11 protein-coding genes and 1 pseudogene are annotated in these 12,964 nt (G+C 39.9%); 2 read left to right on the top strand and 10 right to left on the bottom strand.

Annotated features, from left to right (window positions below):
• Positions 1 to 12: 12 nt before the first annotated feature.
• The 7 genes from serA to pheS form a co-directional block, all read right to left on the bottom strand.
• Complete coding sequence (serA, locus tag CVS91_RS06550; RefSeq protein WP_223231412.1) at positions 13 to 1,593, bottom strand: phosphoglycerate dehydrogenase; 1,581 nt, start codon at positions 1,591 to 1,593, stop codon at positions 13 to 15.
• Complete coding sequence (locus CVS91_RS06545) at positions 1,587 to 2,069, bottom strand: hypothetical protein (RefSeq protein WP_107831119.1); 483 nt, start codon at positions 2,067 to 2,069, stop codon at positions 1,587 to 1,589. Before CVS91_RS06545 ends, serA begins: the two co-directional genes overlap by 7 nt.
• A gap of 5 nt (positions 2,070 to 2,074) precedes the next feature.
• Positions 2,075 to 3,751: a 30S ribosomal protein S1 gene (locus CVS91_RS06540; RefSeq protein ID WP_103616994.1), complete on the bottom strand. Its 1,677-nt coding sequence runs from the start codon at positions 3,749 to 3,751 to the stop codon at positions 2,075 to 2,077.
• Between the two features lie 80 nt (positions 3,752 to 3,831).
• Positions 3,832 to 4,656: a 4-hydroxy-3-methylbut-2-enyl diphosphate reductase gene (locus CVS91_RS06535; RefSeq protein WP_021093116.1), complete on the bottom strand. Its 825-nt coding sequence runs from the start codon at positions 4,654 to 4,656 to the stop codon at positions 3,832 to 3,834.
• On the bottom strand, positions 4,637 to 5,923 hold the full coding sequence (gene aroA / locus CVS91_RS06530) for a 3-phosphoshikimate 1-carboxyvinyltransferase (protein ID WP_107831117.1): 1,287 nt from the start codon (positions 5,921 to 5,923) through the stop codon (positions 4,637 to 4,639). The genes CVS91_RS06535 and aroA overlap by 20 nt, the downstream gene beginning before the upstream one ends.
• Entirely contained in the window at positions 5,920 to 8,256 is a 2,337-nt protein-coding gene (pheT, locus tag CVS91_RS06525) for a phenylalanine--tRNA ligase subunit beta (RefSeq protein WP_107831115.1), read from the bottom strand. Before pheT ends, aroA begins: the two co-directional genes overlap by 4 nt.
• Entirely contained in the window at positions 8,253 to 9,248 is a 996-nt protein-coding gene (gene pheS / locus CVS91_RS06520; protein WP_103576109.1) for a phenylalanine--tRNA ligase subunit alpha, read from the bottom strand. The genes pheT and pheS overlap by 4 nt, the downstream gene beginning before the upstream one ends.
• A gap of 118 nt (positions 9,249 to 9,366) precedes the next feature.
• Here pheS and CVS91_RS06515 point away from each other — a divergent pair, with 118 nt between their 5' ends.
• On the top strand, positions 9,367 to 9,720 hold the full coding sequence (locus CVS91_RS06515; protein WP_004317216.1) for a histidine triad nucleotide-binding protein: 354 nt from the start codon (positions 9,367 to 9,369) through the stop codon (positions 9,718 to 9,720).
• Positions 9,721 to 9,773: 53 nt separating this feature from the next.
• Here the strand turns inward: CVS91_RS06515 and CVS91_RS10700 are convergent, their stop codons facing one another.
• The 3 genes and pseudogenes from CVS91_RS10700 to argH form a co-directional block, all read right to left on the bottom strand.
• Positions 9,774 to 10,082: a CZB domain-containing protein gene (locus CVS91_RS10700; protein WP_375338548.1), complete on the bottom strand. Its 309-nt coding sequence runs from the start codon at positions 10,080 to 10,082 to the stop codon at positions 9,774 to 9,776.
• 54 nt (positions 10,083 to 10,136) lie between these two features.
• Positions 10,137 to 10,445: pseudogene (locus tag CVS91_RS10695) on the bottom strand (methyl-accepting chemotaxis protein); the annotation flags it as partial.
• 457 nt (positions 10,446 to 10,902) lie between these two features.
• Positions 10,903 to 12,303: an argininosuccinate lyase gene (gene argH / locus CVS91_RS06505; RefSeq protein ID WP_107831113.1), complete on the bottom strand. Its 1,401-nt coding sequence runs from the start codon at positions 12,301 to 12,303 to the stop codon at positions 10,903 to 10,905.
• Between the two features lie 269 nt (positions 12,304 to 12,572).
• On the opposite strand from argH, the gene CVS91_RS06500 reads away from it, so the two are divergent.
• Positions 12,573 to 12,962, top strand: coding sequence for a hypothetical protein (locus CVS91_RS06500; RefSeq protein WP_012001374.1), 390 nt, complete (start codon positions 12,573 to 12,575; stop codon positions 12,960 to 12,962).
• Positions 12,963 to 12,964: the final 2 nt, after the last annotated feature.

Here is a 12,964-nt window from a genome sequence, read left to right as displayed (position 1 = left end):
TTTCGTAATTTGTTATATAACTGCGTATTGAGCCCAAACACAAGCTTCAAGTGCGTTTAATCTCTCTAGCGTTTCTGTTTTTATATGTTCATCAACCAAGATGACCGCAAGCGCCATGCCATGCTCATCTCTGCCAAGACGGAAGTCAGCGATGTTTATCTTCTCGTCAGCTAAAATTTTACTGATCTGAGCGATAACGCCTGGTACGTCGTGGTTTTTAAAGATGATCATCTTACCTTTTGGCTTGAAGTCAGTCTTAAAGCCATTTACGGTTACGATGCGTTGTTGATTTTCACCAAAGACCGTGCCGCCAACGCTTACGATGCCGTTTTCAGTCGTAAGACGAACTGTGATCTTGTTTTTAAAGATACTGTCTCCACCTGTGCTAGTTTCGGTAGTTATGCCTTTTTCGTCACATAAAAATTTAGCATTTACGTAGTTTATCGCATCGCCAAGACTCTCTTTTAAAGCACCCACGATCGCAAAAGTTAGCATTGAATTTGCATATTCGCCAATCTGCCCGTGAGTCTCTATGCGGATAGCTTTGATCGCGCTTTTGTTTATCTGAGCTGCAAGAAATGCCATCTTACTTGTAAGATCGATATAAGGCTCAACAAACGGTGGTAGATCTTCTGTTTTGATAGGTAAATTTAAAGCGTTTGGATAGCTTATGCCGCGTGCTGCCAAGATAGCCTGCTCGACTGCCTCTACTGCGATGTTACGCTGCGACTCAAGGGTGTTTGCCCCAAGATGCGGTGTGACACTTACATTATTTAGATCAAGAAGCGGATGGCTTGTCGCTGGCTCTTTTGTAAAAACATCAATACCAGCAAATGCTATCTTGCCGCTTTTTAGCCCCTCATAAAGAGCCTCTTCATTATAAAGACCACCTCTAGCGCAGTTTATAAGCCTTACGCCATCTTTCATCTTTGCTATCTCTTTAGCGCCGATCATATCTGTGGTTTCTTTGGTTTTTGGAGTGTGGATCGTGATAAAGTCACATGCCAAGATGTCATCAAAATTTTTAGTATAAGTGCCGCCCATATCGATGACCTTAGATGGATCGATGTATGGATCGTATGCGATGATATCCATGCCAAAAGCTTTTGCGCGAGCTGCTACTCTTGAGCCGATGTTACCAAAACCGATCACGCCTAGCTTTTTCTTAAAAAGCTCAACTCCATACCACTTCTCGCGTTTCCAAATTCTATCTAGTTTTAGATCGTTGTGAGCGTATTCAAGTGATCTTGCAGCTGCTAGCATGTGTGCCATAGTTAGCTCAACTGCTGCGATAGTATTTGCAGTTGGGACGTTCATAGCGATGATGCCTCTTCTTGAACAGCCATCTATATCAACGTTATCCACGCCAACACCAGCTCTAACGATAGCTTTTAGTTTCTTGCCAGCTTCTAAAAACGCCTCATTCACCTCAGTCGAGCTTCTAGTGATCGCCACATCAGCCTCACCTAAAATTTTTAAAAGCTCGTCTTTTGGGGTATTAACTGCGTCTATTATATTTATATCTTGCTCTTTTTTTAAAAGTTCAAAACCTACTGGGTGTATAGCATCGCAAACAATGATAGTTTTCATAATTTTACCTCTCTCACACTTGAGTGGATATCGTAAACTCTTAGCTGCAAAATGATATTTTGCAAAAGCCTTGAGTCTTGGGTATTTAAAAAGATCTGGCTCTTAGCCCCATCTCTTACTACAGTAAAATCAACCTCACTATTTCGCAAAGTCTGCATCAAGCAGAACATAGAGTAGATGTCGTTTTTATCTATCATAAGTTCGTATGCTGTGATCTTTGGCTTTTCTATCTTAGGTCGGTTGTATTCTATAAAAATTTCATTTACGGGCAATACGTAATCTTTTTTCTTAATAGTTGCCAGCTCGTTGATCCAGTTTTCACTGCCGGCTGTATTTTTGGTTATATTTTGCTCATTTGTAATATTTTTTTCAGTAGTTTGGCTGAAATTTACGCTTGCAAATTTAACAAGATAAACTCCAACCAAACCTAATATCACAAAAAGCAGAACAACTACTAATAAAAGTGTGCGTCTGCCCATTTATACTAGCGTAATTGTTCTTTTATAATGTCGCCAAGTGTTACTTTGTCGTCGTTATCGTTGATCTCATTTAACACTTCACGCTCTTTTTGTTTTGCTAAACGGCGTATGCTTAGGCGAATTCTATTTTTCTTCTCATCGATAAATGCAATAGCAGCTTCGATCTCATCGCCGATCTTTAACGTGCTAGCATCTACACTGCCTAGATCTTCTTTGCGGATTAACGCATCAACATTATCGCCAAGCTCAACAAATACGCCAAAGTCTTTAATGTCACGGATCGTTCCTTTTACGATGTCGCCAACACTAAATTTATTAGCAAATGCCTGAACTGGACTTTGTTTTAGATCTTTTAGGCTTAGAGAAATTTTTTGCTCAGCGCTGTCGATTTTGATAATCTTTACTTCTAGCTCATCGCCAGCCTTAAACATATCTTTGCACTTATCATTTCTATCCCAAGATGCATCTTCGTTGTGTAGCAAGCCCTCAACGCAACCTACTCTAACAAATGCACCAAAATTTGTGATAGTTGTCACAACGCCTTTTACTACGTCACCCTCTTTGAATTTAGCTTTAAATTCATCAAATGGCTTTGGAAGTAAATTTTTAAGGCTCACTCTTAAGCGGTGTCCTTTTGCGTCTATTTCTATAACCTCAACATCGATCTCTTGGCCTTCACTGATGTGATCTTTTGGATTTTTGATATTTTTGTCCCATGAAATTTCAGATATATGTAAAAATCCTTCAATATCATTTCCAAGATCGACAAATGCGCCATAAGGCTCGATATTGCTAACTGTTACTTTTATAGTGTCGCCAACTTCTAGGCCGTCGCTTATGATCTCTTCCCAAGGATCTGGAGTAGCAGCCTTGATAGATAGAGATAGGTGGCGTTTTTCGTTGTCATAGCTGATAACTTTAACTAAAACTTTATCGCCCTCTTTGTATAAAGAGCTAGGATTTACTGGGCCTTTATAGCTTATCTCGCTGTAGTGAACAAGTCCGTCTACACCGCCAACATCAACAAACATACCATAAGTTGTGATTTTCTTAACTGTGCCCTCTATAACACTATCATTTTCTACTATGTTTGATAGAGCTTCTTTGCGTTTTTTGCGGTCGTCATCTAAAATTTTCTTTCTTGAGACAACGATGCTATTCTCTTCTTTATCAACTTTTATAACTCTTACTTTGTATGATTTTCCAACTACGCCCTCAGCGTTTTTAAATCCACTGTGCGTTCTTGGTAAGAAAAATTCTACGCCATTTGCGTCTTGAGTGATAAAACCACCTTTATTTTTTCCAACTACTTTTACGTCGATTTCGCCAGAATTTTCAGGATCGTAAGCTTCGATGAAAGCTTTAACTTTCTCTTTTCTAAGTGCTTTTTTGTGCGACACTATAGGTCTTCCATTTCTTGATCCAGTTATTACAACTTTGATCGTATCGCCAACTTTATGCGTCAGGTTGCCGTTTGCGTCAGTGATCTCAGAAACATTTAAAATGCCTTCTGACTTCTTGCCAACGTCGATTAAAACCTCATCGCCATTGATACTGACGATCTTTGCGTCACTATCTTCTTCAGTCTTTTTAAAAGACTCCTCTAACATCGCAGCAAAATCAATATCTTCGATATCTTCGTCTTTTGCTTTTCCTAATTGAACACTTTTGTTCACAGCCATCTTGATCCTTTAAATTTTATTATGCCAGTAGAGGCAAATTGGCTTATTATAGTTAATTGTGGCTTTAGCTAGGATAAATTTTATACTTTTTTGATTCTGTCAACGACTTTTTGTATGATCCAGTCAGGTGTGCTAGCGCCCGCACTTATGCCACACAAATTTTTGCCATCAAACCATGATCTTTCAAGCTCTTCTTCGCTTTCAATGAGATAGCTATCTTCGCAGAAATTTTTAGATATTAGGTAGAGTTGCTTTGTGTTTGAGCTGTTTTTACCGCCGATTATTATCATCACGTCAGCTCTTTTTGCTAAATTTTTAGCAGCCTCTTGGTTTTCAAATGTCGCGTTGCAGATCGTGTTAAAAACGCGCAGCTCTTTTACATGAAGCATGAGATAGTTTGCGATCTGCATAAATTTCTCAACTTTTCTAGTAGTTTGGCTAACGAGCGCGACCTTTTGCTTAAATTTAATGCCCTCTAGCTCGCTCTCTTCAAGCACGACATAGACGTTGCCCTTAGCATACGACTTCACCCCTTTTACCTCTGGATGGTGCATGTCGCCAAAGATCACCACATCATAGCCCTCTTCGCTCATTTTTTCGCAAATTTGTTGTGGCTTTGTCACAAACGGGCAAGTTGCGTCGATCACTTTTATATCGGTTTTTTTTAGCTCCGCAAGGTCGTTTTTAGTGATGCCATGAGTGCGGATGATCGCCTTTTTCTCATCTTTTAGCTCATCTATGCCCTCAAGCGTCTTTACATTGTAGTTTTTCTCAAGCCTATTTATCTCTTCGTTGTTATGGATAAGCGGGCCGATAGTTGCGGCATCTCCAGCGTTTTCAGCTATCTTTATCGCTCTTTTTACGCCAAAGCAAAATCCATAACTACTAGCAAGCTCGATCTTCAACTCTAGCTCCCATTTTCTTTAAAATTTCAGCAAAATTTGGAAACGAAGTGGCGATAAATTCGCTCTTTTCTATCTGCATGCCACATTTTAGTCCAAGTATGGCAAAGCTCATGGCGATCCTGTGATCTCCGTGGCTATCTATCGTGGCAAATTTCGCCTCAGAGCCATTTATGATAAAGCCATCTTCAAGCTCGCTAGCATCGACACCGCACTGCTTTAGCGCATTTATCGTGACAGCTATCCTGTCGCTCTCTTTTACGCGAAGCTCTTTTGCATTTGTTAGCTTACTTTGGCCCTTGGCGCAGGCAAATGCGATGGCTAAAGCTGGGGCTTCATCGATGAGCCACGAGATATTTTCGCTAACTTCTACACCTTTTAAATTTGGCGAGTATCTAACCTCGATATCGCCGATATCTTCGTATTTGCTTGAGGTTTTGTGAAATTTTATCTCAGCGCCCATTTTTTCTAAAACCCTGTAAGCTTCGATGCGAGTTTTATTTAACAAGATATTTTTTAAAATGATATGCGAATTTGGGATGATTAGAGCTGCGACTGCGAAGAAAAATGCCGAGCTTGGGTCATTTGGCACGTCTATATCAAGTGGCGCAAGTGGGCCTTTCATCGGCTCTAGAGTGATCTCTAGCTCGTCACGCTTTATATCAGCTCCAATGCCTGCAAGCATGCGCTCAGTATGGTCTCTGCTTAGCTCTGGCTCGCTAAATTTGCAGCCATTTGAGTAAAGAGCTGCTAGTAAAAGTGCGCTTTTTACCTGAGCTGAAGCGATCTTGCTCTCAAAACTAAATCTTTCAAATTTAGTCCCTCTTATGCAAAGAGGAGCGTTGTTTGCATTGTTTGCACCATCTATCTTTGCACCCATCTCACTTAGAGGCTTTGCTATCCTTGCCATCGGGCGAGAATTTAAGTATTTATCACCACTTAGCACAAAAAAACCATCCTGCGCGGCTAATAGCCCCATAAAAAGCCTCATTGCTGTGCCCGAGTTGCCACACTCTAAAATTTCATTTGGCTCTTTTATCTTTTGTGGCGGAGTGATCGTTATCTCAGCTCCGTTATCTTCGATCTTTGCGCCAAGGAGCTCGACTATTTTTAATGTATTTAGCGTGTCGCCTGCTCTTAGGTAGTTTCTAACGCGAGATGGCTTGTTGCTTAAAAGCGAAAACATCGCGCATCTATGCGAGATAGACTTGTCAGCTGCGATGTCGTCGATGGTTAAATTTAGACTTTTTTCTAATGGATAAATTCTCATCTTATTCCGATATTTAGTTTCTCTTTTAGCTCGCTTAAAATTTTATCCATAAGTGCGTTTATATCGTCATCTTCAAGCGTTTTTTCCATATTTTGGAATGTAAATTTAAGGCTAAGGCTAATCGCGCCGTTTAGTTTCGCATCTTTATAGATATCAACTGGCAAGAACTCTTTTAGCTCTTTTAAATTTAGCCCTCTTATGCACTCATAAATTCGTCCAGCCTCGAAATTTTCAGGCACGATGAGACTAAGATCTCTTGTAGTGCTTTGAAATTTTGAGTAAGGCACTGCTAAGATCGGCTCAAATTTAAGCTTTGCAAAATCAATCTCACAGACATAAGTTTTAGGCAGATCCCTTTTTGCCTCTACTCTTGCATCGACTCTGCCGATATAGCCGATCTTTTCGCCATTTTGATATATGTGTGCTTGCTCGTATGGGCTAAGATATGAGATCTCTCGGCAAGGTTTTAGCTCAAATTTACCTATGACATTTTGCACCATCGCTGCAAATGCGTAGAAATTTGCCTCTTCGCCCTTTGCGCCGTTTATAAGTGTTGGCTCTTTTAAGAGACCTGATACGACAAAGCCTAAATTTAAGCCTTGGTTTGCATTTTCGTCAAAAACTTCGCCAAGCTCAAAAAGCCTAACTGAGCGTTTTGAGTTTTTGATGTTTTTCTCGCTTGAGCTTAGGAGGTGATTAACAAGTGCTGGTCTAAGCGTGTTTAGCTCGTTGTTTATAGGATTTAGTATCTTGATCTTGCAAGGCTTGAAATTTAGCTCACTTAGCTCATCAAGGCTGTCAAATACGTAGTGCACGCTTTCAAAAAAGCCATTATCGGCTGCACGGTGCCTTAAATTTAAAGCATTTTTATAGTCAAAATATGTCTTATTTAGCCTATTTTTCTCAGAGAAATTTAGCGGCGTTGAGGCGATATTGTCGATGCCTATTATCCTTACGATCTCCTCGCAGATATCATGAGAATTTACGATGTCATGGCGAAATAACGGCACTTTTACGTTAAAGCTCTCTTGCTCGACATTTACCGCGATCTCAAAGCCAAGTTTCTTTAAAATTTTAACAACATCGTTTCTAGCAACCTCTTGACCGATCATATTTTTAAGCTCACCAAGTGAGATGCTAAGCGTGATAGGCTCGGTGTTTAGAAGTGATTGTTGTGAGCCTGCAAAAAGGCTTAGACTATCTTTAAAGCCAGCTAGCCTTTTAAAAAGATAGTCCGCCCCGTAAGCTAAATTTGGCTCGCTACCACGGCTTGAGCGATAAACTTGATCGCCTTTTGGTAAATTTTTATTTTCAAAAATGGCCTTTGAGACAACATCTGGTTTTACGTAGCTAGCCTCTACCAAGATCACCTTTGAGCCCTCATCAACCCTAGCCTCATCGCTTTGGTAAATTCCAGCAACGCCTAAATTTTTATCCTCGCAAAATACCACACACTCGCCATTTTCGCCATTTTTGATGTCAAAAACTGCCTTTTCGCCCTCGCCCACAAGCTTAGCGTGATCATAAGCTCTAAATAGAACGCCCGTGCAAAATGTCGCGTATTCAAGCAGTCTTTCTACTAAATTTGTCTTTTGACAATCAATTAGAGCTAGTCTCAAGCGAGTTAATAAATTTTCATTTAATGCATTTTTTAGCTCAAATGCTTTATACAAAAACGAGCCATTTACCTTATCTTCAGTTCGCACAGATGCGATCCTGCCGATGCCTAGTAAATTTTCGCTATCTTCATTTTCGTGGCTATCTTTCATATTTAGATCAAGCGCGGTGCAAATTTCTCTTGCGATGCCGTGTAAATTTTGACAGTCGCCCCTATTTGCTGTGACATCAACCTCGATGATCACATCTTTAAACGCTTCAAATTCACCAAGACTTGTGCCAAGTTTTAGCTTGCCGATACTCTCATCAAGTGGCAAGATACCGTCATTTGTCTTAGGCAGTCCTAGCTCAGTTGAAGAGCAGATCATACCGCATGACTCGATGCCTCTTAGCTTTGCCTTTTTGATCTCAAGACCATTTGGCATCGTCGTGCCAATGAGCGCAACTGGCACAAACTGACCTGCCTCGACGTTTTTAGCCCCACACACGATCTGAAGCGTTTCGCTGCCAACATCAACTTGACAAACGCTTAGTTTATCGGCATCTGGGTGCTTTTCTCTACTTTTTACGTAGCCAACTACGATGCTCTTTGGTAAATTTATCTCTTTATAGCTATCAACTTCTAAACCGATTGAATTTAATGTCTTTGAAAGTGTCTCACCGCTAACCTCGCTAAGGTCGATCCACTCGTTTAACCAATGCTTTGAAATTATCATTTAAACTGCTCCAACAATCTTAAATCTCCCTCAAAAAGTGACCTTAGATCAGGCACTCTATGAAGCAACATCGCAAATCTCTCAACGCCAAGGCCAAAGGCATATCCACTTACATTTTTATAGCCAACCGCCTTAAATACATTTGGATCAACAACGCCGCATCCAAGCACCTCAAGCCAAGTAGTCTGCTTGCACACCCTGCAGCCCTTGCCATGGCAGAATATACAACTAATATCAACCTCTGCGCTAGGCTCCGTAAATGGAAAGAAGCTAGGGCGAAAACGTACTTCAACGTCGCCAAACATGTGCTTTAAAAAGCCCTCTAACATTGATTTTAAATTTGCAAAGCTAACTTTCTCAGCATCCTCCACCACAAGGCCCTCGACCTGGTGAAACATCGGTGTATGCGTTAAGTCCATATCACGCCTAAAGACCGTGCCTGGCGCTATCATGCGAATAGGTGGCTTTTGATTTAACATAGTTCGCACCTGAACTGGGCTCGTATGCGTCCTTAAAAGTCTAAAATCATCTAGGTAAAATGTATCTTGCATATCCCTTGCTGGGTGGTATTTTGGTAAATTTAGCGCCTCAAAGTTGTGAAAATCATCTTCTATAAGTGGCCCAGTCTCGAGCGAGAAATTTAGAGCTAAAAAATACTCAATTATCTTATCCATCGTGGCCATTACTGGGTGCAGCGCCCCGCTAGCAACAGGCTCGTTAAAGAGCGTGATATCAGCGGCCTCTTTTTTCATCTTGCTATCTATCTCTTGCTCGCTAAGCTCGGCCTTTTTGGCTTCTATAAGCGCGCTTAGCTCATCTCTTTGCTTGTTTAAATTTGCTGCAAATTCCTTTTTCTCATCCTCGCCAAGCTCTTTTAGCTTTGCAAAGCCTTGCGCCAAGATGCCCTTTTTGCCAAAAATTTCTACCCTGACCTTCTCCAGATCATCAAGAGTTGAAATTTCATTTTTGATTTTGTTAATGAAATCTTGCAATTTTTTACCTTTATGAATTTTTGCATCGATTTTATAGAAAAAGAGTTAAAATCAAGATAAAAAGCGCGAAATTTAAGCACACTTTGATATAATTTCTCAAACTTTCAAAGGAGCTAAAATGACCATATTTGAAAAGATCGTTGCTGGTGAAATTCCTTGTAACAAAGTGCTTGAAAGCGAGAAATTTCTAGCTTTTAACGACATCAACCCAAAAGCGCCGATCCACATCCTCATCATCCCTAAAAAACACTACAAAAACTTCCAAGAGATGGATCCAGTTTTGATGGGCGAGATGACTAAATTTATCCAAGAAGTGGCGAGCTTAATGGGCGTTGATAAGAGCGGTTACCGACTCATAACAAACTGCGGCGAAAACGGCGGTCAAGAGGTTATGCACCTACACTTTCACCTACTTGCTGGCGCAAAACTTGGCTGGAGCGAAGGCGTAGCTGATCCACAAAGCACATTTTAATCCAAATTTAGACTCAAAACTGAGTCTAAATTTCACTTTCTTTAATACTAAATTTATTTTCTAGCAGCTTTTACCGCTTCAAGTAACTCTTCAAAGCCTGCTTTACTTGAGTGCTCAACATCTTTTAGTATCTCGACACCTGCTAAATGCCCCTTATCTTTATCAGCAAAAATCGCCATAGCCTTATCTAGTCCGTGATGGACATTTTCATGGTGCGCAGCTATGCTTGAGAGGGTTCTTGGATCTTTGATGATGGTATTTTTCACATCCTTTTCATACCACTTGCCAAATCTACACTCATGCACGTCTTGAATTTTATTTATCTCGCCAAGAAGCACGCCTCGGTAGCCATTTAGCTTCATGTTGATGTGATCTATCTTGCCGTTACTTACATTTACTTCGTTTGTGACGTTTAGGGCTTGATTTAGGATGTTTTGTGTGTTGGCATTTACGCTTGAGATGTTGCCCTCAAAACCGCCTAAAATTTGCATCGCATTTGCTGAAATTTTAGAGAAATTCTCGCTCATTTCGATCATTGTGTTTGCACTTTGCTTAAGGCCATTTATATTTACTTCAACCTCAAGTGTAGCCTTTTGCGTGCGCTCAGCAAGCTTTCTAACCTCATCAGCCACAACAGCAAAGCCTCGTCCATGCTCGCCAGCACGAGCTGCCTCGATAGCAGCATTTAGCGCTAGCAAATTTGTCTGATCTGAGATATCTTTTATGAGATTTATGATCTCAACGATAGAATTTACACTTCCATCAAGCGAAGAGGCGTCGTTTGAGAGATCGCCACTCATCTGGCTTACTTGCTCGATCGAGCTTAAAATTTCAGCCGTTTGAGACTTTAGCTCGCCTGTTTCTTTGAAGGTTTTTTCATTTAAATGGTTTATATTTTCAAGCATTTTTAGGTTTTCTTCGATGGTTGATTGTAAGAAATTCATACCATCTTGATAGCTAGTAAGCAACAAATTTACAGCCTCTTGCTTATCCTTAGCTTGCTCTTTTGGCTCGCAAGTTTTGGCATTTTTTAGCTCATTTTTAAGTGCTAAAATCTCAGCTTTTAAAGCTTCATTTTCTCTCTCTAAAGCTTCATTTTTACTACCAAGCTCTTTACTTTTGCTGTCAAAAAACATTTTTCATCCTTTAAAATTTGTAAATTTTGCGTAATTATAACTCTTTTTACTTAAGCCAGTCGTCTAAAATTTGAATTTGCTCTTCAATACTTTTATTTGCCGTGCCGCCTTTTGAAGTGCGGGCCTCTTTTGAAGCGTGAAGATCTAGAAATTTAATGGCATTTTCATCTAAATTTTCATCGACACTTTTTAGCTGCTCTTTGTTTAGCTCACTTAGATCAAGCCCCAAGCTTTCAGCCTTTGCGACAGCCTTGCCGGTGATAAAGTGCGCCGTTCTAAATGGGATATTTTTCTCACGCACCAGATAGTCCGCTAGATCAGTAGCACTTAGATGCCCTGTTTTTGTCGCTTTTAACATATTTTTTTCATTAAATTTAGCCGTTTTTATCATCTCATTTAGGATAGTAGCTGAGCTTAAAATGGTCGAAACACTATCAAAAACGCCCTCTTTATCTTCTTGCATATCTTTGTTGTAAGCAAGTGGCAAGCCCTTCATAGTCGTTAGCAGCGCTACTAAATTTCCATTTACACGCCCAGTTTTGCCGCGTATGAGCTCAGCGACGTCTGGATTTTTCTTTTGAGGCATGATGGAGCTACCCGTGCTGTAAGCGTCGCTAATGCTTACAAAGCCAAATTCCTGCGAGCTCCAAAGTATGAGCTCCTCACAAAGCCTAGAAGCGTGCGTCATAAAAACGCTAATGTTAAATAAAATCTCCAGCGCAAAGTCGCGGTCGCTCACGCTATCCATCGCATTTTGCGTGCAACCTGCAAAGCCAAGCTCGCTTGCAACGATAGTTCTATCTATCTTGTGAGGCGTGCCTGCAAGGGCTGCTGAGCCAAGCGGACTTAGGTTATTTCGCTCATACGAACTGACAAATCGCTCAAAATCCCTCTTAAACATAAACGCGTAGGCTAGCAAATGGTAGCTAAGGCTTACTGGCTGGGCATGCTGAAGGTGCGTATAGCCTGGCATTAGCGTATCTTTGTGGTTTTTGGCTAAATTTGCAAGTGTGGCGATGAGCTCTTTAATGAGAGATGAAATTTCTAAATTTTTCTTTAAAACGTAAAATTTAAAATCAAGCGCAACTTGGTCATTTCTGCTTCTAGCTGTGTGTAGTCTGCCTCCAAGCTCAGCTCCGATGATCTCGCTAAGGCGCTTTTCAACCGCCATGTGGATATCCTCATCCTCTATCTTAAAAGCAAATTTACCAGCTCTTATCTCAGCTAAAACCTCATCAAGCCCTTTTATAATCGCCTCTGACTCCTCTTTTTTCAAAATTCCGCAAATTCCTAGCATTTTAGCGTGCGCTTTACTGCCAGCGATATCCTCTTCAAAAAGATTTTTATCAAAATTTATAGAAGCGTTAAATTCCTCAAGCAACTTCGAGCTAGCCTCGCTAAATCTACCCTCCCACATCTTTTTGTGAGTATTTTCATCTTTTTTCATAGCTTTGCCTTTGATTAGTTTTGCGTGATTTTAACAAAATGGTGCTTAACTAGGCTTTTACAAGCATTTTAAAAATAATTTTTTTGGTCAAAAAAGTGAAATGTAATATAAAAATTATGTTAGAGTAGTAAAAAAGTTATATATATAATTTACATTTAAGGTTATTAAAATATAATTCGCCCAGCAACTTTTTAAAAACTATTTCAAGTTTTTTGATTTTTTGCCGATATAGTTTTAAATGAAGAAATAAACTAAAAAGGAAGGACGATATGCAAATAGATGCAAATATGAACTCAAATGTTTTCTATCATAACGGCTACACATCTATATCATCAAGTAGCGCTAAAACCAGCATATTAGTATCTTCTGGCTATGGCACAAAAGATATCGTTAGAAGTAATGATGTGCATGTCGAACAAAGAGAAGAGGTTAGACAAAAACCTACAATTATTAGAAAAGAAGATGTCACAGAGTTACAAAAAAATTTAGAAAAATTACAAGATCAAAGAAGCGATATAGCTGATCAAATTTCAAGCATCCAACACCTGAAAGATCGTGATTCTATGCAGATGCTTCATCATCTAAATTTAGAACAATCAAGCATTCAGAATAACATTTTAAGTATTAAAACTCAGATGACAGAAATGGTACAGGCTTAAGA

Origin of the sequence: Campylobacter concisus, from assembly GCF_003048985.1 — a bacterium.
Taxonomy (GTDB): domain Bacteria; phylum Campylobacterota; class Campylobacteria; order Campylobacterales; family Campylobacteraceae; genus Campylobacter_A; species Campylobacter_A concisus_AY.
The sequence above is the reverse complement of the archived record's forward strand: the minus strand, read 5'-3'. Positions and strand labels throughout refer to the sequence as shown.